Origin of the sequence: Sphingomonas sp. NPDC079357, assembly GCF_044901155.1 — a bacterium.
In the GTDB taxonomy this organism is placed as follows: Bacteria; Pseudomonadota; Alphaproteobacteria; order Sphingomonadales; family Sphingomonadaceae; genus Sphingomonas.
The window spans coordinates 250,014-274,506 of sequence record NZ_JBJDOM010000002.1 but is presented as its reverse complement, the minus strand read 5'-3'; the positions used below and the strand labels follow the sequence as shown (position 1 = coordinate 274,506).

The 24,493-nt window shown below is 68.1% G+C and carries 19 protein-coding genes; 12 read left to right on the top strand and 7 right to left on the bottom strand.

Annotation, left to right across the window (positions count from 1 at the left end; genetic code table 11):
• Nucleotides 1-53: 53 nt before the first annotated feature.
• The gene (glmM, locus tag ACI2JO_RS10215; protein WP_404720595.1) at nt 54-1,391 is read right to left on the bottom strand and encodes a phosphoglucosamine mutase; all 1,338 of its coding nucleotides are present in this window, start codon (nt 1,389-1,391) and stop codon (nt 54-56) included.
• A 68-nt stretch (nt 1,392-1,459) separates the two neighbouring features.
• Here glmM and ACI2JO_RS10210 point away from each other — a divergent pair, with 68 nt between their 5' ends.
• Nucleotides 1,460-2,689 (top strand): dicarboxylate/amino acid:cation symporter, encoded by a 1,230-nt coding sequence (locus ACI2JO_RS10210; protein ID WP_404720594.1) that lies wholly within the window; start codon nt 1,460-1,462, stop codon nt 2,687-2,689.
• Here ACI2JO_RS10210 and rarD read toward each other — a convergent pair.
• Entirely contained in the window at nt 2,679-3,545 is an 867-nt protein-coding gene (gene rarD / locus ACI2JO_RS10205) for an EamA family transporter RarD (protein WP_404720593.1), read from the bottom strand. The two genes, ACI2JO_RS10210 and rarD, sit on opposite strands and share 11 nt — an antisense overlap.
• A gap of 463 nt (nt 3,546-4,008) precedes the next feature.
• Between rarD and recF the strand changes: the two genes are divergently transcribed.
• The 4 genes from recF to gyrB are packed head-to-tail and all read left to right on the top strand — an operon-like array spanning nt 4,009 to nt 10,163.
• Nucleotides 4,009-5,094 (top strand): DNA replication/repair protein RecF, encoded by a 1,086-nt coding sequence (gene recF / locus ACI2JO_RS10200; RefSeq protein WP_404720592.1) that lies wholly within the window; start codon nt 4,009-4,011, stop codon nt 5,092-5,094.
• A gap of 23 nt (nt 5,095-5,117) precedes the next feature.
• A complete protein-coding gene (locus ACI2JO_RS10195; protein WP_404720591.1) occupies nt 5,118-6,395 on the top strand; it encodes an MFS transporter in 1,278 nt (425 codons plus the stop codon).
• Nucleotides 6,396-6,404: 9 nt separating this feature from the next.
• Nucleotides 6,405-7,628: an MFS transporter gene (locus tag ACI2JO_RS10190; protein ID WP_404720590.1), complete on the top strand. Its 1,224-nt coding sequence runs from the start codon at nt 6,405-6,407 to the stop codon at nt 7,626-7,628.
• A 42-nt stretch (nt 7,629-7,670) separates the two neighbouring features.
• Nucleotides 7,671-10,163, top strand: a complete 2,493-nt coding sequence (gyrB, locus tag ACI2JO_RS10185) for a DNA topoisomerase (ATP-hydrolyzing) subunit B (protein WP_404720589.1) — start codon at nt 7,671-7,673, stop codon at nt 10,161-10,163.
• A 166-nt stretch (nt 10,164-10,329) separates the two neighbouring features.
• On the opposite strand, the gene nudC is transcribed toward gyrB, so the two are convergent.
• Genes nudC through mutY form a run of 3 tightly spaced genes read right to left on the bottom strand, consistent with a single transcriptional unit; the run spans nt 10,330 to nt 13,609 of the window.
• Nucleotides 10,330-11,226, bottom strand: a complete 897-nt coding sequence (nudC, locus tag ACI2JO_RS10180; RefSeq protein ID WP_404720588.1) for an NAD(+) diphosphatase — start codon at nt 11,224-11,226, stop codon at nt 10,330-10,332.
• Nucleotides 11,220-12,572, bottom strand: coding sequence for a serine hydrolase domain-containing protein (locus ACI2JO_RS10175; protein WP_404720587.1), 1,353 nt, complete (start codon nt 12,570-12,572; stop codon nt 11,220-11,222). Before ACI2JO_RS10175 ends, nudC begins: the two co-directional genes overlap by 7 nt.
• Complete coding sequence (gene mutY / locus ACI2JO_RS10170) at nt 12,569-13,609, bottom strand: A/G-specific adenine glycosylase (RefSeq protein ID WP_404720586.1); 1,041 nt, start codon at nt 13,607-13,609, stop codon at nt 12,569-12,571. The genes ACI2JO_RS10175 and mutY overlap by 4 nt, the downstream gene beginning before the upstream one ends.
• Before the next feature lie 26 nt (nt 13,610-13,635).
• Between mutY and ACI2JO_RS10165 the strand changes: the two genes are divergently transcribed.
• The 4 genes from ACI2JO_RS10165 (at nt 13,636) to smc (ending at nt 19,186) form a co-directional block, all read left to right on the top strand.
• Nucleotides 13,636-14,151, top strand: a complete 516-nt coding sequence (locus tag ACI2JO_RS10165; RefSeq protein ID WP_404720585.1) for a DUF721 domain-containing protein — start codon at nt 13,636-13,638, stop codon at nt 14,149-14,151.
• The gene (locus ACI2JO_RS10160) at nt 14,148-14,810 is read left to right on the top strand and encodes a thioredoxin domain-containing protein (protein ID WP_404720584.1); all 663 of its coding nucleotides are present in this window, start codon (nt 14,148-14,150) and stop codon (nt 14,808-14,810) included. The genes ACI2JO_RS10165 and ACI2JO_RS10160 overlap by 4 nt, the downstream gene beginning before the upstream one ends.
• A 16-nt stretch (nt 14,811-14,826) precedes the next feature.
• Entirely contained in the window at nt 14,827-15,579 is a 753-nt protein-coding gene (locus ACI2JO_RS10155) for a thioredoxin domain-containing protein (protein WP_404720583.1), read from the top strand.
• Nucleotides 15,580-15,793: 214 nt separating this feature from the next.
• Nucleotides 15,794-19,186, top strand: a complete 3,393-nt coding sequence (gene smc / locus ACI2JO_RS10150; RefSeq protein WP_404720582.1) for a chromosome segregation protein SMC — start codon at nt 15,794-15,796, stop codon at nt 19,184-19,186.
• Here smc and ACI2JO_RS10145 read toward each other — a convergent pair.
• Nucleotides 19,131-20,375, bottom strand: a complete 1,245-nt coding sequence (locus tag ACI2JO_RS10145; RefSeq protein ID WP_404720581.1) for a hypothetical protein — start codon at nt 20,373-20,375, stop codon at nt 19,131-19,133. The genes smc and ACI2JO_RS10145 overlap by 56 nt on opposite strands.
• Nucleotides 20,376-20,440: 65 nt before the next feature.
• Here ACI2JO_RS10145 and ACI2JO_RS10140 point away from each other — a divergent pair, with 65 nt between their 5' ends.
• From ACI2JO_RS10140 to ACI2JO_RS10130, 3 genes are all read left to right on the top strand, one after another.
• On the top strand, nt 20,441-21,694 hold the full coding sequence (locus ACI2JO_RS10140; RefSeq protein ID WP_404720580.1) for a putative DNA modification/repair radical SAM protein: 1,254 nt from the start codon (nt 20,441-20,443) through the stop codon (nt 21,692-21,694).
• Nucleotides 21,695-21,755: 61 nt separating this feature from the next.
• On the top strand, nt 21,756-22,241 hold the full coding sequence (locus ACI2JO_RS10135; protein WP_404720579.1) for a hemerythrin domain-containing protein: 486 nt from the start codon (nt 21,756-21,758) through the stop codon (nt 22,239-22,241).
• Nucleotides 22,242-22,250: 9 nt separating this feature from the next.
• Nucleotides 22,251-23,648 (top strand): UdgX family uracil-DNA binding protein, encoded by a 1,398-nt coding sequence (locus ACI2JO_RS10130; RefSeq protein ID WP_404720578.1) that lies wholly within the window; start codon nt 22,251-22,253, stop codon nt 23,646-23,648.
• A gap of 68 nt (nt 23,649-23,716) precedes the next feature.
• On the opposite strand, the gene ACI2JO_RS10125 is transcribed toward ACI2JO_RS10130, so the two are convergent.
• The gene (locus ACI2JO_RS10125; RefSeq protein WP_404720577.1) at nt 23,717-24,478 is read right to left on the bottom strand and encodes an aldo/keto reductase; all 762 of its coding nucleotides are present in this window, start codon (nt 24,476-24,478) and stop codon (nt 23,717-23,719) included.
• Between the last annotated feature and the right edge of the window lie 15 nt (nt 24,479-24,493).

Here is a 24,493-nt window from a genome sequence, read left to right as displayed (position 1 = left end):
GTGACGGTAAAGTGATCAGGGGAAGTGCACATCAGCCCCGACGCACCACTCCCTCAGACCGCCGCGCGCACCGCGTCGCAGATTCGGTCGACCACCTGCTCCACCTGCGCGGGATCGTCGCCCTCGGCCATCACGCGGATCACCGGCTCGGTGCCCGACGGGCGAATCACCAGCCGCCCGCGCCCCGCCAGCTCCGCCTCGGCGTCGGCGATCACCGCCTTCACCGCGTCGGTCTCCAGCGGCTTGCCGCCCGTAAAGCGCACGTTCTTCAGCAACTGCGGCAGCGGCTCGAAGCGGTGCAGCACCTCGCTCGCGGGTGCGCCCGCGCGGCAGATCTCCGCCAGCACCTGTAACGCCGCGACCAGGCCGTCGCCGGTCGTCGCATAATCGCTAAGGATGATATGCCCCGATTGCTCGCCGCCGACATTGTACCCGCGGCGTCGCATCGCCTCCAGCACATGCCGGTCGCCGACGGCGGTGCGGATCAGCCCCAGCCCCTGGGCCTTCAGATGCCGTTCCAGCCCGAGGTTCGACATGACCGTCGCGACCAGCCCGCCGCCCGCCAGCCGCCCGGCGCGCGCCCAGCCCGCCGCGATCGTCGCCATCAACTGGTCGCCGTCGATCACGCGACCCTTTTCGTCGACCACGATCAAGCGATCGGCGTCGCCGTCCAGCGCGATCCCGATCTCCGCCTTGTTTGCGATCACCGCCGCCGACAACGCCTCGGGATGGGTCGAGCCGATCTTGTCGTTGATGTTGAGCCCGTTGGGATTGACCCCGATTTGCACGACATCGGCGCCCAATTCCCACAACGCCTCAGGCGCGACCTGATAGGCGGCGCCGTTCGCACAATCGACGACCACCTTCATCCCATCGAGCCGCAGGTCGTTGGGGAAGGTGGATTTGGCGAAGTGGATGTAGCGCCCGCGCGCGTCGTCGATGCGCTTGGCGCGGCCGATCTCGCCGGCCGGTGCCAGCGCGACCTCACCGTCGATCGCTGCCTCGATCGCCAGTTCGTCCTCATCGGACAACTTGTATCCATCCGGCCCGAACAGCTTGATGCCATTGTCGAAAAACGGATTATGGCTGGCGGAGATCATCACTCCCATGTCGGCGCGCATCGACTTGGTCAGCATCGCCACGGCCGGGGTCGGCATCGGCCCCACCAGCGTCACGTCCATCCCGACGCTGGTGAACCCGGCCTGCAAGGCGCTCTCCAGCATATAGCCCGACAGCCGCGTGTCCTTGCCGATCACCACCCGGTGCCGATGCTGCCCGCGCAGGAAGTGCCGCCCGGCCGCCATCCCGACCTTCATCGCCATCTCCGCGGTCATCGCACCCGCGTTGGTCAGGCCGCGAATACCGTCGGTGCCGAAATATTTCCTTGCCATCGTGTCTTCCGTTCGCTTGGCCCAGACAGGTCCCATAATCGCGGACGAGCAAAAGGCGAAGATACCGCATGTCGCAAGCCACCCGCATCCTGCTGTCGCTGCTGATCGGACTGGCGGGCGGCGTCGCGCTCGCCAGCTTCGCGCGCGATGCGGTTCCCGGCACGATCGCGGTCGCCGAGCCGATCGGTGCGGCGTGGCTGCACGGCTTGCAGATGACGATCGTGCCGCTGGTCGTGTCGTTGCTGGTCACCGGCGTCGCGTCGACCGCCGAGGCGGCGCGCGCCGGGCGGCTCGCCGGGCGCGCCATCGCGCTCTACGTCACCTTCCTGTTCCTCTCGGCAGTGATCGCCGCAATCGCGACCCCGCTGATCCTAGCGGTCGCGCCGCTCCCCGCCGCCTCCGCGCAGGCGTTGCGCGCGGCGCTGGTCGGCGCGGGCAAGGTGCCGAACGTCCCGCCGCTCGGCGAGTTCTTCGCCGGGATCGTCCCGACGAACATCGTCCACGCCGCCGCCAGCGACGCCTTCCTGTCGCTGATCATCTTCACGCTTGTGTTCGCGTTCGCGATCGCGCGGATCGATGCCGAGGGGCGTGCGCTGCTGGTGCGCTTTTTCACCGCGCTGCGCGACACGATGCTGGTGGTGATCGATTGGGTGCTGTGGATCGCACCGCTCGGCGTTTTCGCGTTGGCGCTGGTGGTCGGGGCGCGAGCGGGCTCGGGCGCGTTCGGGGCGCTGGCGCATTATATTCTCGTCATCGCCAGCGTCGGGGTAATCGTCACGCTGCTGGCCTATCCGGTCGCCTGGCTGGGTGCGCGGATCAACCTTGCGGACTTCGCGCGCGCCGCGCTCCCGTCGCAGGCAGTGGCGATCAGCACGCAATCCTCGCTCGCCTCGGTGCCCGCGATGCTGGAGGGCGCGCGCGCGCTTGGCGTGCCGGTGCGCACCGCCGGCGTGACGCTGCCGCTCGCCGTTGCGATCTTCCGCACGACCGGGCCGGCGATGAACCTCGCCGTCGCGATCTACGTCGCGACGTGGTTCAATGTGACGCTGTCGCCCGCGACGCTGGCGATCGGCGTGGTGGTGGCGACGCTCACCTCGCTGGGCTCGGTCAGCCTGCCCGGCACCGTCAGCTACGTCAGTGCGATCGCACCGATCGCGGGCACGATCGGCGCACCCATCGCCCCGCTCGGCCTGCTGGTCGCGGTCGAGACGATCCCCGACATCATCCGCACTGTCGGCAACGTCACCATGGACCTTGCGACCACCGCCTGGCTGGGCCGGCGCGAGCCTAAGGAGTAGCGCGCCGCGGCCGGCTGCCCAGGGCGTAGAGCGCGCAACCGGCCCAGATCAGCGCGAAAGTGATCAGATGCACATCGCGCAACGGCTCGTGGAACACCAGCACCGCCAGCAGGAATTGCAGCGTCGGCGCGAGATATTGCAGCAGCCCCAGTGTCGAGTACTGCAACCGGCGCGCCGCGGCGGCGAACATCAGCAACGGCGCGGCGGTCACTGCCCCCGCCAGCACCAGCAGCAGGTCGATCGTGCCGCGTCCGAACACCGGCTCGGGGCTGAGCCACAACACCGCCAACGCCGGGCCAACCAGCAAGGCGGTCTCGACGGTCAGGCCGCCCAGCGCATCGATCGCCGCCACCTTGCGGATCAGCCCGTACACGCCGAAGCTGAACGCGAGCGTCAGCGAAATCCACAACGCCCCGCCCCCCGCGATCGCCAGCACCGCGACGCCGGTCGCCGCCACCGCGACCGCGGCCTTCTGTACCGCGCCGATCCGCTCGCCGAGCACGATCGTCCCCAGCGCGACGTTGAGCAGCGGATTGATGAAATAGCCGAGGCTCGCCTCAAGCACATGCCCGCTTTGCACCGCGAAGATATAGACCAGCCAGTTGACCGCGATCAGCGCGGCGGACGCGCACAGCAGCAACAGCGTCCGCCCCCGCGCCGCCGCCACGATCGCCCGGCCGCGCCGCATCGCCAGCACGATCGCGGCAAGCAGCAGCAGCGACCAGACGACGCGATGTGCCAGCACCTGCAACGCCGGCACCCCGGTCAGCAGGTGCAGGTAGAGCGGCAGCAGCCCCCATGACACATAGGCGCCCACGCCAAGGAGCAGGCCGGAACGCGTCGCTGGTGTCGTCATGCGCGCCGTGTCGCGGGTGCGAGGCGAAGACGCAAGTCCTGCATGGGGGGCCGGGGCGAGCCTCAATGGTGTGCTATTTTTACCAGCCAGAAGATTCATAGGATCACACCCGTGAACCGGGGAGCGTCATGTGGCTTTGGTCATCCTCAAATCGCTGCCATTCTATGCGGTTCTCGGGGCGCTGCCGGCCATGACCCACATCAGTAGAAACGCCGGGAAGGATCACTGGGGTCGACGGCGTGTTCTTCGATCCTGACGGCACGAAAATCGAGTTGTGGCAGCCAGCACCGACGTTCGCGTTCAGATAACCGCCGCCTCCCTGCTGCCGGGTGCTATCGGCCAGCTAACAACGACCCTGACGGCCTCTCGCCTGGCCATAGCGAACTGGTGATTCAAACCATTGCCGGCTCGCAAGGAAACAGTCGCCCTCCCCGCGCTTTGGCCGTACCAGCGTCGCGCCATCATGCTGTCCCGCCTCGTCCTCACCGATGTCCGCAACCACGAAGCGCTGTCGATCGCGCCCGATGCCGCGCCCGGCTTCGTCGTGCTGTACGGAGCCAACGGCGCAGGCAAGACCAACGTGCTGGAGGCGGTGTCGCTGCTCGCGCCCGGAAGGGGATTGCGCCGCGCCGCTTTGTCGGAGGTCGCGCGCAGCGACGGACCGGGCGGCTTCGGAGTCGCCGCGACGCTTGACGACGGCGTCACGCTCGCCACCGGCACGCTCGCGTCCGCGCCCGAGCGGCGGGTCGTGCGGATCAACGGCGGCGCCGCCCCCGCCACCGCACTCGCCGAACGGCTCGCGGTGCTGTGGCTCACTCCGGCGATGGACCGGTTGTTTACCGAGGCGGCGGGCGGAAGGCGGCGCTTCCTCGACCGGCTGACGCTCGCGATCGAACCCGGCCATGCCCGGGATGGCGCGCGCTATGAGGCGGCGATGCGTGATCGCAACCGGTTACTCGCCGATCCACTTCCCGATCCCGACTGGCTCGCCGCGCTGGAGGCGCAGATGGCGCAGCACGGCGCCGCACTCGACGCCGCCCGCCGCCGCACCGTCGCCGCACTCGACCTGGCGCTCGCCGCGCAGCCCGCCGGAGAGATCGCGCGCGCGCGCATCGCGCTCGACGGCTGGAGCGGCGACGCCGCCGCGCTGATCGACGCGCTCCGTACCGGCCGCGCGAGAGACGCGGCCGCCGGGCGCGCGCTGGTCGGTCCGCATCGCGCGGACCTGATCGTCACCCATGTCGACAAGGCGCGCCCGGCCGCTACCGCCTCGACCGGTGAGCAGAAGGCCTTGCTGCTCGCGATTGTGCTCGCCCATGCCGAGCTGGTCGGACGGCTGACCGGGCATGCCCCGGTCCTGCTGCTCGACGAAGTCGCCGCGCATCTCGACCCCATTCGCCGCGCTGCGCTGTTCGCGCGTCTCGCCCCGCTCGGGCAGGTGTGGATGACCGGCACCGAGCGCGCGCTTTTCGAGGGGATCGACGCCGCCACCTGGGTCGCGCTGCACGACGTCGTTACGCCCACAACATTTTCGCCCGCGCCGCGTTGAGGAACGAATTGTCGTCCTGTCCAATGGGAAGAAACGCGCTGACCGATCTCGCCACTCCTGCCACCGCCCCGCGCACGCTGACCGAATGGCGGCGCGGCTGGCCGGTGGTGGCGGCGGCGATGCTCGGCGCCGGGTTCGGGCCCGGGCTGTACCAGAATCTTTCCAGCCTGTTCACGCCGGGGCTGGAGGCGACGTTCGGCTGGTCGCGCGGCGACATCGCCACCGCCGCCGGGCTGGCGCTGGCCGGCGCGATCGCCGCGCCGCTGATCGGGCGCGCCGCCGATCTTGTCGGCGTGCGGCCGGTGATCGTCGCCTCGATGCTGTTGCTGGGTGTCGCCTATCTGTGGCTCGCCGCAATGGGCTTGAACGGCGGTCGCGCGATCTGGCGTTATCAGCTCGGCGTCGTGCTGCTGGTGCTGGCGCTGCCGGGCACGAGCAGCCTCGCCTATGGCAAGCTGATTGCGGCGCGTTTCATGCGGGGGCGCGGGATGGCGCTGGCGCTCGGCACGTCCGGGCTGGCGTTGGCGACAATCGTCGCCGCCCCGTTGCTGGGCGCCACCATCGCGCACTTCGGCTGGCGTACCGGCTTTGCCGCGCTGGCGGCCGGATCGGCGATCCTTGCGCTGCCGCTGATCCTGCTCAGCCTGCGCGCGGTGGCGCTCCCCGCCACGCCCGCCGCAGCCCGCGCCGCGCTGCCGGGCACCAGCGCGGCGGCGGCACGGCGCGACAGCCGCTTCTGGATCATGGTCGCCTCGGCGTGGCTCATCAACGCCGCCACGACGGGCTTCGTGACGCAGCTCGTTCCTATCGGGCTCGAACTCGGCTTGCGCCCGGCGCAGGCGGCGTTGCTTCTCACCAGCTTCGCCTCCAGCGCGATTGCCGGTCGGCTGCTGGTCGGCTGGCTGGTCGATCGACTGCGCCCACAGCCGGTGGCGGCGGCGTTCGCGATCCTGTCCGCCGCTGCTTTCGTCGGACTGGCGTTCGCGCCGTCGGGGCTGGCGCTGCTGCTGACGCTCGTCTTTTTCGCAGGGCTGATGAACGGCGCGGAAAACGATCTGCTGCCGTTCTTCGCCGCGCGGCTATTCGGGCTGCGCGCCTATGCCGAAATCTACGGCACCGCGATGCCGATCGCCCTTTCGGGCACCGCCGTCGGGATCATCGGCTTCGGACGGCTCCACGATCTGACCGGCGGCTACACCGCTGCGCTGACGCTCGGTTGCGGCGCGCTGTCGCTGGCGGCAGTATGCTTCCTGATCCTCCCCGATCGTACAGGGGATGACGGGCACGGTGCGGCCCGCTAGCGCGCGTCGATGTCGCACCGTCCGCCCGTCCCGAATCATAACGAATGGCGGACCGGCTGGCCGATCGTGTTCGGCGCGGTGATCGGCAGCGGGGCCGGGCCAGCGTTGTTCCAGAATCTGTCGAGCATGTTCGTGCCGGGCATGACCGGCGAATTCGGCTGGAGCCGCGGTGCGGTCGCCGCCGCCAGCGGACTGGGCTTTGCGGGCAGCCTCGCGGTGCCCCTGCTCGGGCGAATGGTCGACCGCGTGGGCGTGCGCCCGATGATCGTCGGTTGCATGGTCGCGCTCGCCGCCGCCTATCTCGGTATGGCGACGATGCGCGGGCAGCTATGGCATTATCACCTGCTGGTACTTGCGCTGGCGATGACCGTGCCGGGCACCAGCGCACTCGCCTATGGCAAGCTGATCGCGGCGCGCTTCTTCGCGCATCGCGGGCTCGCGCTCGGGATCGCGACGTCAGGACTGCCGCTCGCCACCTTGCTGCTGCCGATCGTGCTGGCCGAGGTCATCGACGACTTCGGCTGGCGGGGCGGGTTCGTGGCGCTGGCGGTCTATTCGGCGCTGATCGCTCTCCCGATCGCCCTGCTCGCGATCCGCGGCACCGCTCCCCAGCTACGCCGCGCCGCCCTCGACCCGTTGTCGGCGACCGGTGTCACCGCCGCGGCGGCGCGGCGTGATCCGCGCTTCTGGCGTTTGGGGTTGACCGGCTTCTTCGTTAATCTGGGGACGATCGGCTTCGTCACGCAACTCGTGCCGTTCGGGATCGACCGCGGGCTGACCGCCACACGGGCGGCACTGCTGCTCACCGCCTTCGGGGCGTCGCAGGTCGCGGCGCGGATCACCTTCGGCGCGTTGATCGACCGGTTCGCGCCGCAGCGGATCGCCGCCACCGTCGCCTTCGTCTCCGCGCTCGGCTTCGTCGCGCTGCAGTGGCGTGGTCTTGCACTGCCCGCTCTTGCGCTCGGCGTTTTTTTCGCCGGGCTGATGAACGGTGCGGAGAATGACCTGTTTCCTTTTTTCGCCGCGCGGTTGTTCGGGCTGCATGCTTATGGCGAGATCTACGGTTCGCTGATCGTCATCGCGCTGGCCGGCAGCGGGGTGGGGATCATCGGCTTCGGTGCGCTGCACGACTGGACCGGTGGCGATGCGGCCGGGCTGGCGGCGGCGAGCGCCGCGCTGGCGATCGCCGGGCTGCTCTTCGCGGGTCTGCGCGAGCGACCCGCGCAAGGCTAGGTTTCGCTTTCGCTACACCGCCCGCCTGCCTATATGATCGCCATGGCAGAACCTCAGAATACCAGCGAATACGGCGCCTCCTCGATCAAGGTGCTGAAGGGCCTCGACGCCGTCCGCAAGCGCCCCGGCATGTACATCGGCGATACCGACGACGGCTCGGGCCTTCACCATATGGTGTTCGAGGTGAGCGACAATGCGATCGACGAGGCGCTGGCCGGACATTGCGACCGGATCGACATCACGCTGAACGCCGACGGCTCGGTGTCGGTGACCGACAACGGCCGCGGCATTCCGACCGGGATCCACCCCGAGGAAGGCGTCTCGGCGGCCGAGGTCATCATGACCCAGCTCCACGCCGGCGGCAAGTTCGAGAACACCAGCGACGACAATGCCTACAAGGTGTCGGGGGGCCTGCACGGCGTCGGCGTCTCGGTGGTCAACGCTTTGTCCGAATTCCTCGACCTGACGATCTGGCGCGACGGCGAGGAGCACTACATGCGCTTCGCGCACGGCGACGCGGTCGCCCCGCTCAAGGTCGTTGGGCCAGCCGAGGGCAAGAAGGGCACGCGCGTCACCTTCCTCCCCTCGCCCGAGACGTTCAAGATCACCGAGTTCGATTTTGAGAAGCTCGAGCATCGCTATCGCGAGCTGGCGTTCCTCAACTCGGGCGTCCGCCTGTTCCTCAACGACGCGCGCCACGAAGAGCCGAAGTCGATCGAACTGTTCTACGAAGGCGGCATCGCCGCGTTCGTGAAGTGGCTGGACCGCAACAAGCAGCCGCTGTTCCCCGATCCGATCTCGGTCGCGGGCACCCGCGATCATGTCACGATCGAGGTCGCGCTGGAGTGGAACGACAGTTATTACGAGAACGTCCTCGCCTTCACGAACAACATCCCGCAGCGTGACGGCGGCACGCACATCGCCGCCTTCCGCGCCGCGCTGACCCGCACGCTCAACAACTACGCCGAAAAGTCGGGGCTCCTGAAGAAGGAGAAGGTCAGCCTGACCGGTGACGACATGCGCGAGGGGTTGACCGCGATCGTCTCGGTCAAGCTGCCCGACCCGAAGTTCAGCAGCCAGACCAAGGACAAGCTCGTCTCGTCGGAGGTCCGCCAGCCACTCGAAAGCCTGATGGCCGACAAGATGGCGGAATGGTTGGAGGAAAACCCGCAGCACGCGCGCTCGATCGTCGGCAAGATCATCGACGCCGCCGCCGCGCGCGAGGCGGCGAAGCGCGCGCGCGAACTGACGCGGCGCAAGGGCGTCATGGACATCGCCAGCCTGCCCGGCAAGCTCGCCGACTGTCAGGAGCGCGATCCTGCCAAGTCCGAGCTGTTCCTCGTCGAGGGTGATTCGGCCGGCGGCTCGGCCAAACAGGGCCGCGACCGCCACTTCCAGGCGATCCTCCCGTTGCGCGGCAAAATCCTCAACGTCGAGCGCGCACGTTTCGACCGGATGCTCGGCTCGAAGGAGATCGGCACGCTCATCCAGGCGATGGGCACGGGCATCGGCCGCGACGACTTCAAGCTCGACAAATTGCGTTACCACAAGATCGTCATCATGACCGACGCCGACGTCGACGGCGCGCATATCCGCACCTTGCTGCTGACGTTCTTCTATCGCCAGATGCCCGAGATTATCGAGGCCGGGCACCTCTATATCGCGCAGCCGCCGCTCTATAAGGCGACCAAGGGCCGCTCCGAAGTATATCTCAAGGACGATCACGCGCTCGACAATTACCTCGTCGACGCCGGGCTCGGCGCGATGGCGCTGGAGCGGGGCGACGAGAAATTGACCGGCGCGCACCTGCGCCCGCTGGTCGAGCACGCGCGACGGATGCGCACGCTGATGCGCTATGTCCCGCGCCGCTATGATCCGGTCATCATCGAGGGGCTGGCTCTTGGCGGCGCGCTCGATCCCGAGGCGACGCGTGACACCCGCGCCGCTGCCGTCACGGAGGTCGTCCGCCGGCTCGATCAGGGCGACAGCGACGCGACATGGAGTGCGCGCGTCACCGAGGACGGCGGCATCCATTTCGAGCGACTGTGGCGCGGCGTGACCGATCACCACATCGTCGAGGCGGCGTTCCTCGCCTCGGCGGAGGCGCGCAAGCTTCACACGCTCGCCGCCGAACAGGCCGACACCTTCGCGCACGCCGCCAAGCTCGTCCCGGTCAAGACCGCGGCGGTCGAGGCACCGGCCGATGCGGTGGCCACTGACGAGGAAGGCGAGGAAACCGTCACCGTCGGCCGCGGCCAGTCGCTGGTCGCGCGTCCGTCGCAATTGCTGGAGGCGATCCTCGCGTCGGGCCGCAAAGGGCTGGCGATCCAGCGCTACAAGGGTCTCGGCGAGATGAATGCGGAGCAGTTGTGGGAGACCACGCTTGACCCGTCGAACCGCACGATGCTCAGGGTCGCGATCGAACAGGCCGACGTCGCGGACGAGATTTTCACGCGCCTGATGGGCGACGTCGTCGAGCCGCGCCGCGAGTTCATCCAGGACAATGCGCTGAGTGTGGCGAACCTCGACGTCTAGGAACTGTCGCCCCGGACGTGATCCGGGGCGACGAGGTTCAGGCGCTCTCCACAACGTCATCCCCGCGCAGGCGGGGATCCAGACGCGCAGGTCTTCGCAGGGGTCGAAACGTCAGAGATACTGGATTCCCGCCTTCGCGGAAATGACGAATCGGGCGGGTAGATATCTAGCCCGCCGTCCCATCCGCCCACGCACGCAGCAACGAATGCGCGATCGCATAGGGTGGCGGTGCACCGAACGCCCCCGCCTCACCCGCCAGCGCCGCGCGCACCTCGTCGCGCGTCACCCAGCGCGCGTCCTCCAGCTCGTTGGTGTCGAGCGTGATCGCATCATCCTCGGCTTCGGCGATACACGCGATCATCAACTGCGACGGGAACGGCCACGGCTGACTCGCGACATAGCGCACTGCGCAGACCCGCACCCCGGCCTCCTCGAAGATCTCACGCGCCACCGCTTCCTCGATCGACTCGCCGGGCTCCAGAAACCCGGCAAGCGCCGAATAGCGCCCCACCGGAAATGCCGCCTGCCGCCCGATCAGCGCGCGCCCGTCATGCTCGGCGATCATGATGACAACCGGGTCGACACGCGGGAAATGCTCCGCCTTGCAGTTCGGGCAGCGTCGTCCCCAGCCCGCCCGAAACGGCGCGGTCTGATGGCCGCAGCGGGCGCAAAACGGATGCCGCGCATGCCAGTCGATCAGCGCGCGCGCCGCCGCGAAGGTCGCCGCCTCACCGCCCTGCAAGCGGTCAAGCAACGCGAACAACGTTGGCGACCGATACGGCGGGGGCGGCGCCTCCCCCGGGGTCACCGCCGCGAAATGCGCGCACCCTTCGGCAAGCCCGAGCAACACGAACTCGGCCCCGTCCGGCGCATCGGCGATCGTGCCCCACGCCAGCGTCCCGTCATCCTCCACGATCGGCTCGAATGCGTCGAGCCGCAGCAGCCGCGAAGCCGGGTCCGCCAGCAGCGCGGCGATCGCGGCCGGATCCTGCCGCAACGCGTCGGCGCGATCCAGCAAACCGCCGGTGAACCCGGTTTCGATCACCCCGACTGAACTCACCATTGTCCCCCGTGCAGCCGCACCGCGTCGCGCCGGATCGCGGCATAGGTTTCCTTGCCGAGCGGCCATTTCTCCGCCGGGAAGTAATTGACCATGATCGTGCTGCGGAAGCGCTTGGCAGGATCGACCAGCGCCAGCGTCCCTGCCGCGCCTGCCCAACCATAGCTACCCTTCGACGCGCCGTTCGGATCGTCGTTGAGATACACGACCCCGCCCGCGCCGAACCCGCGCTGCTGCCCGTCATTGTCGAAGAAGACGCCCTCCGGCATCAGGTTCGACATCGCCAGCCGCGCGGTCTGCTCCTTCATCACGCGCGTGCCCTCCAGCATCCCGTAATTCTGGAGCATATGGAGGAAGCGATCATAATCACGCGCGCTGCTCACCAGCCCCGCGCCGCCATACGGGAAGCTCGGCGGCTGCAACCACGGCGAGCGCGCCGCCGGATCGAGCGGGGTCAGCTTCTCCTCGACAAACGCATAATTGGTCGCGAACCGGCCGACGTCGCGCTGCGGCACCTGCCAATAGGTCGAGTTCATCTTGAGCGGATCGAGCAATCGCGTCTGGACGAAGCGCTCGAACGACATGCCGCTCGCCTTCTCGACCACCGCCGCCAGCACGTCGAGCCCCATCGAATAATGCCAGGTTGTCCCCGGCTCGGCGACAAGCGGCGCCTGCGCGACGCGGTCCGCGAAGGCGGCGAGCGTCGCAGGACGGGTGCGCCGGGCCTGCGCCTCGATCTGCGCGTTGACCGTGGCGGGCACCAGCCCCAGCCGCTCGAACTCCTTGAGCAGCGGCCCCTTGGCGTTGATCTGGTAGCCGATCCCCGAGGTGTGCGTCATCAGCTCGCGCAGCGTGATCGGCTTGGTGGCGGGACGCGTTTCGAGCGAGGTGTCGGGGCTGGTCAGCACCCGCATCTTCGCGAACGCCGGGAAGTACTTGGATAGTGGATCGTCGAGCGACAGCTTGCCGTCCTCGACCAGCAGCATCGCCGCCATGCCGGTGATCGGCTTGGTCATCGAATAGACGCGCCACAACGAGTCGGGGCCGGCAGCGGCGGCGCCGGGATCGAGCGAGATCGTGCCCGCACTGACAAACACGGTCGGCAGCTCGCCGAGCCCGAACGCGCCGACGATCCCCGGCATCTTCCCGGCGGCAATATAGCCGTCGTACAGCGCCTTGGTCGCGGGCAGCAGCGTCGCCGCCGCTGCGGCATCGGGCGCACGCGGAGCCGGCGCTGGCGGACGCATCTGCGGCTGCGGTTGCTGTGCCGATGCCGCGACCGTCGCCAGCAACGCCGCGCTCAGCCCCACCGCCTTCACCGGCTTCATCGTCCACCGCTTCGTCATCATGCCCGTCTCCTCACCACATCTGCCGCTTTCGCGAACACCGTCGGCAATCCCGCTTCGTCGAGCCGGTCGACCGGCCACCACTCACCTTTGTTGCTCGCGATTTCCGTGTGCGCCACCGCGATCGCAAGGTCGATCGTGAAATGCGTAAAGCCATGATTTACCGACCCGGTCAGCATTTGCCATTCGGCGTCGGCGGGCGCATCGGCCAGCAACGGCGGCGCATCGCTCCACGGTCCGGTCGGCAACGCGCGCATCCCGCCGAGCAACCCCTTGTCGGGTCGCCGCACCAGCAGTACCGAATCGCCGCGCTGCAACCAGAACAACGTGCCATGCCGGTGCGGCCGCGCCGCCTTCGGCTTTTTGACTGGATAGGCTTCGGGTGTCCCTGCCGCCTGCGCGGCGCACGCATGCTTCAGCGGACACAATAGGCATCGCGGTTTGCGCGGTGAGCAGATCGCCGAGCCGAGGTCCATCATCGCCTGCGCGAAGTCGCCCGCTCGCGCGTCAGGGGTGATGGTGTCCGCCGCCGCGCGGATCGCCTTGCGCGCGGCAGGCAGCGGGGTGTCGATCGTGAACAGCCGCGCGACCACGCGCTCGACATTGGCGTCGACCACCACCGCGCGCCGTCCGAACCCGATCGCCGCCACCGCCGCCGCGGTATAGTCGCCGAACCCCGGCAGCGCGCGCAGTGCCGCTTCGGTATCAGGCAATTGCCCGCCATACTCCGCCGCGATCGTCCGCGCCGCCGCCAGCAGGTTGCGTGCCCGCGCATAATAGCCGAGCCCTGCCCACGCCGCCATCACCTCGCCCTCGTCCGCTGCGGCAAGGTCGGCGAAGGTCGGCCAGCGTCGTGTCCATTCGGAGAAGCGCGGACGCACGGTCGCCACCGTCGTCTGCTGGAGCATCACCTCGCTCAGCCACACGCGATAGGGATCGACGACCTCGCCGGGCTTTGCGCGCCACGGCAGATCGCGGCGATGACGGTCGTACCAGTCGAGCAACGGAGCCGCGATATCGATCCGGTGCTTGGCGTCCATGCCCCGGCTATGGCATGGGCGACGGAATGAGCAAGCGCGCTGGCGATCCCAAAACCGAATCCCCGCGTCACAATCGCTCGCGGCAGGTCGCAGAGCTGTTGCCGGCGGTCGGCGGTGCGGCGTTCCGGCGCTTCGGCTTCGTGCAATCAGCGATCGTCACACGCTGGCCGGAGATCGTCGGCGAGCGACTCGCCACCGCCAGCACGCCCGAATCGATCCGGTTTCCCGCCGGCAAGAAGCAGGACGGCGTGTTGACGCTGACCGTTCGTGGCGCCCATGCTGCGATGATGAGCCACCTGACGGCCGAGATCATCGAACGCGTGAACCGCTTCTTCGGCTATGCCGCGGTGGTGCGCGTCGCGATCCGGCATGGTGAGGTCACGCGCCGCCCCGAACGCCGCGCGCCGCCGTCGCTCGTGCCGGCCCCGCCCGAGATGGGGCAGAGCCTGCGCACGATCGCCGATCCCGAGCTGAAAGCGGTACTGGAGGCGCTCGCTTCCGGTGTTGCCACGCCCCGTCCTGTCCTGCCGAAGGTTCGATGACCCGTATTTTCCTCCTCCTTCTCGCTACCATCGCGCTCACCGCTGCCACCGCGCCGCGCCCGTGGACCGCGGTCGCGACGCCGGTGGCGAGCGGCAGCTACCTGATCGGCAATCCGAAGGCGCGCGTGAAGCTGGTCGAATACGTCAGCTACACCTGCCCGCATTGCGCTCATTTCACACAGGAATCCGGCGCAACGCTCGGCGCGATGGTCCGCTCGGGCTCGACGAGTGTCGAATATCGCAACCAGGTCCATGACGGCATCGACCTCGCCGCGGCGACATTGGCCCGCTGCTCGGGCGCAGCAGCCTTCCCGCGCGTCCACGCCGCCTTTTTTCAGAAGCAGGAACAGTGGCTTGATCGCGCCAGCGACTGGGCACAGGGCAACCGCGACCGGATCGCGAGCTGGCCGCAACTGGCGCAGCTCTCCGCGATCGCCGAGGGCGCCGGGCTGACCGCGATCGCCCGCGACGCGGGTGCGCCGCCGGCCGCGATCAGAGCCTGCTTCACCACTGATACTGCGGTGAAAAAGACGATCGCGGTGTCGGAAAGCACGTCAAAGGTCCCCGGCACGCCCGCCTTCGAGATCAACGGGCGGCTGATCCAGAATGTCGGTTGGGCGCAATTGCAGCCGCAATTGCGCGCCGCGGGTGCGAAATGAGCGACGGAGTGACACGATGAAGCGTTTGGCAATCCCCTTGCTGGCGGCGGTCGCGCTGCTCGCCGGCTGCGGCAGCGGCGGCGACGGTAACAGCAGCACCCCGACCGCACCCGCCGGATCGGTGAAGGCGGTCGCGGCACCCGCCGGTCAGGATTGGACGCAGGTCGTGTCCGCGACCCCGGAGGGCGGCTATGTCGTCGGCAATCCCGATGCCAAGCTGAAGCTGGTCGAATATGGTTCGCGCACCTGCCCGACGTGCGGCGCCTTCGGCCAGACGGGCATGCGCCCGCTCGAGGACAATTACGTCAAGAGCGGCAAGGTGTCGTATGAATTCCGCGACTTCTTGGTCCACGGCCCGCCCGATCTCGCCGCCGCGCTGCTCGGACGCTGCGCAGGGCCGCAGCCATTCTTCCCGATCCTCGAGCAGATGTATATCGATCAGCCCAAGTTCCTCGATACGCAGATGAAGATCGCGCAGGATCAGGCATTCCTGCAGCAGACGCAGAATGCCGCCCCCGCGCAGGTCGCCACCGCCTGGGCCGAGAAGATGGGCTATCTGGAGTTCATCAAGCAGCGCGGCGTGCCCGAGGCGCAGGCGCGCGCCTGCCTGACCGATGCCAAGGCCATCGATCAGCTGACCAAAATGATGCAGGACGGCACCGACAAGAACGGCGTCACCGGCACCCCGACCTTCATCCTCAACGGCGCGAAGGTCGATGGCGTCACCTGGGCGCAGGTCGAGACGGCGCTGAAGAACGCGGGCGCGTGATGCCGGCAGGCGTCCGTCGACACGGACGCCTGTCGCGGGCGGGTGCTGATGGCATCCGCCCCAAGCGACTTATGTCTTCCCGGCCTCTTCCTCCGTCATCCCCGTGCGGGCGGGAGTTCAGACGCGCGGACGTCGCGCTTCTTTCGTATTGGTCAGAGGTTCTGGAATACCGCCTGCGCGGGAATGACGACGAGAACCGTCGCGGCCTGACGCGATGCGCATAAAGCGCCTTCGCCTCACCGGCTTCAAGAGCTTCGTCGACCCGGCCGATCTACGCATCGAACCGGGGCTGACCGGCGTGGTCGGCCCCAACGGCTGCGGCAAATCGAACCTCCTTGAAGCACTTCGCTGGACGATGGGCGAGAGCAGCGCGCGTTCGATGCGCGGCGCCGGCATGGAAGACGTGATCTTCGCTGGCACCGCGTCGCGCCCGCCACGCGACTTCGCCGAGGTCGCGCTGCTTGCCGAGCGGGACGGCCCTGATGGCCCCGAGGAAAGCGAAATCGTCCGCCGCATCGAGCGCGGCGCCGGCTCCGCTTATCGGATCGACGGCCGCGATGTCCGTGCGCGCGACGTCCAGTTGCTGTTCGCCGATGCAGCGACCGGCGCACATTCGCCAGCACTCGTCAGCCAGAATCGTATCGGTGCCGTCATCGCCGCACGTCCGGTCGAGCGGCGCGCAATGCTGGAAGAAGCGGCCGGTATCGCCGGCCTTCACGTCCGCCGCAAGGACGCCGAGACACGGCTGCGCGCCACCGAGGCCAATCTCGCGCGGCTTGACGAACTGCTCGCCGATCAGACGACGCGGATCACGGCGCTGAAGCGACAGGCACGCGCCGCCGAGCGCTACCGCCTGCTCTCCGAGCAAATTCGCCTCGCCGAAGCGCGCATGATCTTCGCACGCTGGCGCGACGCGGCCGCCGCCGCGAGCGACGCCAAGGCCGAAGCAGATTCCGCCGACGCAGCGCTCGCCACCGCGACGGTCGAAAGCACCACCGCCCAGGCGGCGCAACAGGCCGCCGCCGAACGATACGTCGCCGCGCGCGATGCCGCGCTCGCTGGCCGCGACGCCGCTGCGGAGACCGCGCACCAGCTCACCCGACTTCAGGAGCAGCGCGTCGGGCTTGAGCGCCAGCTGTCCGACACACGCGCCGCGCGTACGCGCATCGATGAGGATCGCGCGCGCGAGGACGCATTGGCGCATGACGCGGCGGCGGCGATGGCGCGGCTGACCGATGAGCGTGACGCGCTCAAACAGCGTCTCGCGCAAGGCGCCGCCGCCCGCCCCGCCCTCGATGCCGCGCTGACCGACGCCGAGCGGCGCGCGCGCGATGCCGAGGTTGCCTTGGCGCAGGCGATGTCCGCCGAGGCTGCAGAGGCCGCCGAACGCCGCGTCGCGCTCGCCGCGCAGGCGGCCGCGGCGGCGCGCTACGACCGGGCACGGCGCGAGGCGCTGCAACTGGCCGGAGCGATCGAGGCGCTCGACGATCCCGTCGTCCTTGAGGAACAGCGCGCCACCGCGCGGGCGGCGCTCGCCGTGGCGCAGGATAAGGCCGAGAAGGCAGCCGCCGCGCTCACCTGGGCCGAAGCGAGCGAAAGCGAGGCCCGCGAGGAACGCGATCCCGCCGAGGCAAGTCGCGCCGCCGCCATCGCCGCACTGGCCGCGCTTGATGGTGAGTTGTCCGCCCTGCGCCAGTCGACCGCGCGTGACGGCGATCGGCTGATCGATGCGGTGCGTGCCGAGCCCGGGTTTGAACGTGCGCTCGCCGCGGTACTCGGCGACGAACTGGAAACCGCCCTTGCCGACTGGACCGGTGCCGCGCTCGATCCGACCGATCCCCCCGCACCAGTTGGCACGCTGCCGCTCGCCGCGCGCGTCACTGCTCCAGCCGGGCTCGAACGGCGGCTGTCGCAGGTATTTCTGGTCGAGGGCGACTCCGGTCAGGTTCTGCAGGTCGGCCAGCGACTCGTCACTCGCACCGGCCATGTCCGGCGCTGGGACGGTTACGTCAGCGACATCGGCGGCGTAGCGGCAGCCGAGCGATTGAAGCGGCTCAACCGCATCACCGCGCTCGAGGCCGAACGTCCCGCTGCCGAGCAGGCGGTCGCGGTGACCACCACGCGCCGGACGAAACTCGATGAACGGATCGCGCGCGCGCGCGCCGCCGCGCAATCGTCGCGCGCGTTGCTGACCGAGGCCGAAGCGGCGCACCGCGCGGCGCAGCGCGACGAGGATCGCACTACCGCGCTGATCGAGCGATTGGGGGCGCAACAGACTGACCTTGCCGCGCGCGCCGCACGCGTCACTGCCGAGGTAGAAGCAGCCGATATCGAACAGGCGCAAGCGGCGGAGGCGGTTGCCGCTTTACCCGACGGCACGACGGCGACCGCAGCGACCGCGCGGCTTCGAGCCGAGGCGGAGGCGGCGCGCGCGCATGTCGCGCTCGCCCGCGCCGATCGCAGCACGCACGACCGGATGCTCGAAGAGGCGCGCGCCCGCGCGTCCGGCGCCAGCGACGAGGCGCTTGGCTGGCGCGCGCGAGCGGGCGAAGCGGCACGGCGGATCGAGGAGATGACCGCCCGCACCGCCGCGCTCGACGCCGAACTGGCCGATTTGTCGGAGCGGCCTGCGGCGTTGGCGGCCGAAATCGCGACGCTTGACGCGCAACACCTCGCCGCCCGCGCCGAAGCCGAAGCCACGCACGAAGCCGAGCGCGAGGCCGACGTCGCGCTGCGCATCGCCGACGCCGCGCTGTCCCGTGCCGTCGAGACGCTGGCCAAGGCGCGTGAACGGCGCGCCGGTGCGATCGCGCGGCTCGAAGGCCACGAATTGCGTAGGGTCGAGATGGGGCGCGTCGCGGGTGAGCGTTTCGAATGTCCCGCACCGACCCTGCCGTCGCGCGTCGGTTTCGATAGCGACACGGTCGCGAGCCCCGCCGACGAGTCGGCCGCGCACGAACGATTGGTCATGGACCGGGAGCGGCTCGGCCCGGTCAATCTGGTTGCCGAGCAGGAACTCGCCGAGCTGGAAGCCGCCGGTACAGCGACCGCCGCGGAGCGCGAGGAGTTGGGTCAGGCGGTCAACCGGCTGCGCGGCTCGATCGGCACGCTCAACCGCGAGGGACGCCAGCGGCTGCTCGCGGCGTTCGAAGCGGTCGACGGCCATTTCCGGCGCTTGTTCACCACGCTGTTCGACGGCGGGCAGGCGCATCTCGCCTTGGTCGATTCGGACGATCCGCTGGAGGCCGGGCTTGAGATCATGGCGCAGCCGCCCGGCAAGCGGCTGCAATCGCTGACGTTGCTGTCGGGTGGTGAGCAGGCGCTGACCGCGATCGCGCTGATCTTCGGCCTCTTCCTGACCAACCCCGCGCCAATCTGCGTGCTGGACGAGGTCGACGCCCCGCTCGATGACGCCAATATCGAGCGCTTCTGCGACCTGCTTGACCGCATGGCGCGCGAAACCGACACCCGCTATCTGATCGTTACCCACAATGCCGTGACGATGAGCCGGATGCACCGGCTGTTCGGCGTGACGATGATCGAGAAGGGCGTCAGCCGGCTGGTGTCGGTCGATCTCCAGGCTGCGGAGTTGCTGGCAGCGGAATGACCGTCCAGGAAGGCGCGTCATCCCGCAAAGCGCCATGGATCAGCCACAGGATCGCCACTCCGCGCACGATCGCCGCGGCAAGAACGTCCGACTGCGTCGCTGACGGCCATGCGCCATCCATCCCGGCGAACAACCAGAATTCGGCAAAATAGGCGAGCAGGTCGCCGAGCAGGAACAGCGCCATGGCCCGCACCCGCGTGCTCGTCAGCACGATCATCGGCCACAGCCATAGGTCGAACTGCGGCGAATAGACCTTGTTGGTCAGCAGGAACCACGCCAGCACCGGCATGAACAACAACCATGGCCGCGCGCCGTGCTTGCGCCACCCCACCGCGACGATCGTCGCCGCGCCGCCCGCAAACAGCACGAACGACCAGAAATTGCGCGTCGGTATGTCGGTCGTCCACCAGCCGAACTGCGCCATCAACTCCCAGACGCTCGCCGCCGTCCCGCTTCGCTCGCTGGAAAAGACGTAAAACTCGCGCCAATTCTCGAATGCCAGCGCTGCCACGGGCAAATTCACGACGCCCCACGCCGCCACGGCGGTCGCCACCAGCACCGCCGCCGCCACGATCCGCCTCGGCCAGCCCAAGCCGGATCGGAAGAGCGCCCCCAACCCGAACAGCGGCAGCATCAGCACCGGAAACAGCTTTGCAGCGCTGCCCAGCGCCGCCAGCGCGGTCGCCTTGCGCTCGGCACCGCGCCGCGCCGCAAGCAGCGCTGCGACCGCGAACGTCACCGCCAGCAAGTCCCAGTTATGGCCGAGGTACAGCACCAGCGGCGGCGCGAGCGCCCATGCATATTGCCGACGCACCCCGACGCCCGCGTTCCGCATGAATTCCAGCACGACGAAGGCGAGCACCGCATTTCCCAGCGTCACCGCATTCAGGAAATCCGCCGCATCCGCTCCACGCCCGCCGATCACGCGCGCCACCAGCCCTTCGATCCAGATCAGCGCGCCGGTCAGCACCGGATATTCCATCCGTGCCCCGAAATAGGGAATCTGCCCGGCAGCGACCCCCCGCAGGCCCCAGAACGGCACCGCGTCACTGTAGCAGCCAGTAATATATTGCTCGGATGCGCCCCAGCCCGCCCCACAATGCGCCTTGAACCCCCAGCCGAGCAGGCACGTCAGCGCCAGCGCGAGATACGGGCCATTGAGGCCAAGCCGATCGACGATCCTCTGCACGGAGCTGATCCATGGCAAAGCGATCAGCCCTCGACAAGCCACCTTTGCGAACATACATCGAACACATGGCGCAACTGGATGTCCGACAGAAGCTAGAAATCCTTGCTGATGCGGCGAAATATGATGCGTCCTGCGCGTCGTCGGGGACCGCGAAGCGTAACTCCGCTGATGGCAAGGGGATCGGTTCGACCGAGGGCATGGGCATCTGCCACGCCTATGCGCCCGACGGCCGCTGCATCTCGCTGCTCAAGATTCTGCTGACCAACAGCTGCATCTTCGACTGCCATTATTGCATCAACCGCAAGAGCTCGAACGTCCGCCGCGCGCGCTTCACCGCGCAGGAGGTCGTCAACCTCACCATCTCCTTCTACCGACGCAACTATATCGAAGGATTGTTTCTCTCATCGGGGATTATCAAATCTTCGAATTATACGATGGAACAGTTGGTCGAGGTCGCCCGCAGCCTGCGCGAGGATCATCACTTCCGCGGCTATATCCATCTCAAAACGATTCCCGACGCCGATCCCGAGCTGGTGCATCAGGCTGGGCTTTACGCCGACCGTGTCTCGATCAACGTCGAGCTGCCGACCGTGGGCGGGCTGAAGCGGCTCGCGCCCGAGAAGGACAACGCGCGCATTGAGGGCGCGATGGGCGAGATGAAGGCGGCGATCGTCGATACCGCCGAGGCGCGCATCAAGTACAAGTCCGCGCCGCGCTTCGCCCCCGCCGGGCAGTCGACGCAGATGATCGTCGGTGCCGATGCCGCGACCGACGGCGACATCGTGACCAAGGCCTCGACGCTGTACGATCGCTTCGGCTTGCGCCGCGTTTATTATTCGGCGTTCAGCCCGATCCCGGACGCATCAAGCGTACTCCCCTTGCAGCGGCCGCCGCTAATGCGCGAACATCGATTGTACCAGTCGGACTGGCTGATGCGTTTTTACGGCTTCCAGCCGCGCGAGGTGGTGGCCGCCACCGACGATGCGACCGGCATGTTGCCGCTCGACATTGATCCCAAGCTCGCCTGGGCGCTGAAATTTCGCGATCAATTTCCGGTCGACGTCAATCGCGCGCCACGCGAATTGCTCTGGCGGGTCCCTGGCCTCGGCACCAAGGCGGTCAAGAGCATCCTCGCCGCGCGCCGCTGGCGCCGTCTGCGGCTCGATGATGTCGCGCGGCTCACCGTATCGATCGCGCGCGTCCGCCCGTTTATCGTCGCCGAGGACTGGCGCCCTATCACGCTTACCGATCGCGCCGAGCTTAAGCCGCTCGTCGCGCCGCGCCCCGCCCGCCAGCAGCTGGAATTGTTCGGCGCCTGAGAATGAATCGCGGGTGAAACGGTGCGCCGGTTCATGCGCTTCGGCCTCGAAGGAGATCGATATGGCGCAAGCAGAAATTTACGCGGACCTGAAGCGCGACCACGACAAGCAGCGCGACATGCTCAAGCGGCTGGATGGCATGGACAGCGACAGTGCCGAGCGCCGCGCGCTATTCGAAGCGTTCCGGCTGGAGGTGCAAAGCCACGCGGCCGCTGAGGAGGAATCACTCTACGCCACGATGCTCGGCAATCCGGATCTGCGCGATGACGCCCGGCACTCCGTCGCCGAGCACAAGGAAGTCGACGACCTAATTGGTGAGTTGCTCGACATGGAATTCGGCTCCGATGCCTGGGAGCAGAAGTTCGCGCACATGCGCCACCGCTACGAGCATCACATCGACGAGGAAGAGGAAGAAATGTTCCCCGCCGCCGAGGAGAAGCTCGACGACGCGACCGAGGAACGGCTCGCCGACACCTATGAGGAGCGCAAGCCCGCCGAGCTGGAGCTGGCGCGCGACAATCCGCCCGGCGGCGACGAGCGCGAATAGACACCGTTGATGCGCGTCGCCACGCTTTCCGCGCCCGACGACATGGACGCCTGGCGCGAGGCGGCGCGGGCGCTGATCGCCGCCGACGTGCCGCCCGACCGGGTCGTGTGGCAGGTCGGCGCCGCGGCAGAGGATCTGTTCGCGAGCGGCGCAGAGCCGACCGCATCGCCACCCGTCATCGCTTCACCGCTGCGTGTGTCGCGCGCGTTCATCGCGCTGGCCGGTGATGCGATCCTCCACCACGATCCGGAGCGGTTCGCGTTGCTCTACACGTTGCTGTGGCGGCTGCGTGAGATGCCGCGGCTGGTCGAGGATCATGCCGATCCGCTCGTCCGTCGCCTCGAAGGGCTGGCGAAGGCAGTACGGCGCGACATCCACAAGATGCGCGCTTTCGTCCGCTTCCGCAGCGTCACCGACGACGAGGGCGACCGCTATGTCGCGTGGTTCGAGCCCGAACATCATATCGTCCGCGCCAATGCCGCCTTCTTCGTTAACCGCTTTGCATCGATGCGATGGTCGATCCTGACACCAGAAGTGTCGGTTCATTGGGACGGCGCGCGGCTGCGCGAAGGACCGCCCGCGGTGCGCGGCGATGCGCCGGAGGGCGACCCGGTCGAGGAAATGTGGAAGACCTATTACGCCAGCATCTTCAACCCGGCGCGCGTCAAGGTAACCGCGATGCTGAAGGAGATGCCGCGCAAATACTGGAAGAACATGCCGGAAACCGCGCTGGTCCCGCAATTGCTGGCCAGCGCGCAGGCACGGGAGAGCGGAATGATCGAACGTGCCCGTGGTCGCGAGGAAATTGGTGGCAACGCGCAACTCGCCTGGGAAGCCTTGCGCGACGAAGCTGCCGCCTGCACACGCTGCCACCTCCATAAACATGCGACGCAGACGGTGTTCGGCGAAGGGCCGGTGTCGGCACCGATGATGTTCGTCGGTGAACAACCCGGCGATCAGGAGGACCTCGCCGGTCACCCGTTCGTCGGTCCTGCGGGTCAGGTCTTCAATCGCGCCCTGACCGCCGCCGGGATTACGCGCGAGCAAACCTATGTCACCAACGCGGTCAAGCACTTCAAGTTCGAGCCGCGCGGCAAGCGCCGCATCCATGCCAAACCCGACGCGGGCGAGATCGAGGCCTGCCGCTGGTGGATCGAGCAGGAGCAATTGTTGCTACGCCCGAAGGTGACGGTGGCGCTCGGCGCTACGGCAGCGCGTAGCCTGTTCGGCAAGGTGATGACGATCGGTCGCGAGCGTGGTCGCGAGCAGCGCCTGCCGGATGGCGGCGCGGCGTGGATCACGGTCCATCCCAGCTATTTGCTGCGCCTGCCGGACGAGGACGCACGCACTGCGGAGTTCGCGCGTTTCGTCGAGGATTTGAAGCTGGCCCACGCGGCGCTGGCCTGAAGTGTCATCGTTGCGAGCGTAGCGTCGCTGCGCTCGCAATGACGAGAAACGGTGCTGGCCGATCCCCTTTACATCTCCCGAGGATCAGGTCCCATGCGCCCGTCGGGATCGTCCATCGCGTCGATCGCCGCGATCTGCTCGTCCGACAGATGCACCTCCTGCGCGCGCCAGTTACTGGCGAGGTGATCCAGATCGCCCGCCTTGGGGATCACAGAAAAACCCTTTGCGAGATGCCAGGCGATAATGACCTGCGCCGGCGTGGCGGCGACCGCCTCCGCGATCCGCAGGATGCGCTCGTCCTTGAGCGTCGCGCCCTGCCCCAGCGGGCTCCAGCTCTGCGTCACGATCCCGTGCACGCGATTGGCATCCTGTACCGCACGCTGCTGGAAGGTCGGGTGCAACTCGATCTGATTAACCGCCGGCACCACCCCGGTCGCCTCGATGATCGCGTCGAGATGCTCGGGCAGGAAGTTCGAAACGCCGATCGACTGCGCCAACCCGCGCTCGCGCAGCTCGATCAGCATTTTCCACGCATCGACGAACCGCCCACCGGCAGGATGCGGCCAGTGGATCAGGTAGAGATCGACATTGTCGCGTCCGAGCAACGCCAGACTGGCGTCGAGCGCGGCGGCGGCATCGCCATGCTGGTCGTGCCATAATTTGGTGGTCACCCAGACATCGTCATGAGAGAGCCCCTCACCCACGCCACGCTCGTTATGATAAAGCGCGGCGGTGTCGACAAGCCGGAAGCCGAGATCGAGCCCGGCACGGACCACCTGCGCGACCTGTGCATCCGGAATTTGGTAAGTGCCGAGCCCCAGCTGGGGCATGGTACGACCGTCGTT

What these genes read in the sequence shown, in the direction of transcription:
- mutY (WP_404720586.1), bottom strand. Translation starts at nt 13,609, where the DNA reads ATGGACGCCAAGCACCGGATCGATATCGCGGCTCCGTTGCTCGACTGG.
- glmM (WP_404720595.1), bottom strand. Translation starts at nt 1,391, where the DNA reads ATGGCAAGGAAATATTTCGGCACCGACGGTATTCGCGGCCTGACCAAC.
- ACI2JO_RS10160 (WP_404720584.1), top strand. Translation starts at nt 14,148, where the DNA reads ATGACCCGTATTTTCCTCCTCCTTCTCGCTACCATCGCGCTCACCGCT.
- ACI2JO_RS10210 (WP_404720594.1), top strand. Translation starts at nt 1,460, where the DNA reads ATGTCGCAAGCCACCCGCATCCTGCTGTCGCTGCTGATCGGACTGGCG.
- ACI2JO_RS10195 (WP_404720591.1), top strand. Translation starts at nt 5,118, where the DNA reads ATGGGAAGAAACGCGCTGACCGATCTCGCCACTCCTGCCACCGCCCCG.
- ACI2JO_RS10155 (WP_404720583.1), top strand. Translation starts at nt 14,827, where the DNA reads ATGAAGCGTTTGGCAATCCCCTTGCTGGCGGCGGTCGCGCTGCTCGCC.
- ACI2JO_RS10140 (WP_404720580.1), top strand. Translation starts at nt 20,441, where the DNA reads ATGGCGCAACTGGATGTCCGACAGAAGCTAGAAATCCTTGCTGATGCG.
- ACI2JO_RS10175 (WP_404720587.1), bottom strand. Translation starts at nt 12,572, where the DNA reads ATGATGACGAAGCGGTGGACGATGAAGCCGGTGAAGGCGGTGGGGCTG.
- rarD (WP_404720593.1), bottom strand. Translation starts at nt 3,545, where the DNA reads ATGACGACACCAGCGACGCGTTCCGGCCTGCTCCTTGGCGTGGGCGCC.
- ACI2JO_RS10130 (WP_404720578.1), top strand. Translation starts at nt 22,251, where the DNA reads ATGCGCGTCGCCACGCTTTCCGCGCCCGACGACATGGACGCCTGGCGC.
- ACI2JO_RS10125 (WP_404720577.1), bottom strand. Translation starts at nt 24,478, where the DNA reads ATGCCCCAGCTGGGGCTCGGCACTTACCAAATTCCGGATGCACAGGTC.
- smc (WP_404720582.1), top strand. Translation starts at nt 15,794, where the DNA reads ATGCGCATAAAGCGCCTTCGCCTCACCGGCTTCAAGAGCTTCGTCGAC.
- nudC (WP_404720588.1), bottom strand. Translation starts at nt 11,226, where the DNA reads ATGGTGAGTTCAGTCGGGGTGATCGAAACCGGGTTCACCGGCGGTTTG.
- ACI2JO_RS10190 (WP_404720590.1), top strand. Translation starts at nt 6,405, where the DNA reads ATGTCGCACCGTCCGCCCGTCCCGAATCATAACGAATGGCGGACCGGC.
- gyrB (WP_404720589.1), top strand. Translation starts at nt 7,671, where the DNA reads ATGGCAGAACCTCAGAATACCAGCGAATACGGCGCCTCCTCGATCAAG.
- ACI2JO_RS10165 (WP_404720585.1), top strand. Translation starts at nt 13,636, where the DNA reads ATGAGCAAGCGCGCTGGCGATCCCAAAACCGAATCCCCGCGTCACAAT.
- recF (WP_404720592.1), top strand. Translation starts at nt 4,009, where the DNA reads ATGCTGTCCCGCCTCGTCCTCACCGATGTCCGCAACCACGAAGCGCTG.
- ACI2JO_RS10135 (WP_404720579.1), top strand. Translation starts at nt 21,756, where the DNA reads ATGGCGCAAGCAGAAATTTACGCGGACCTGAAGCGCGACCACGACAAG.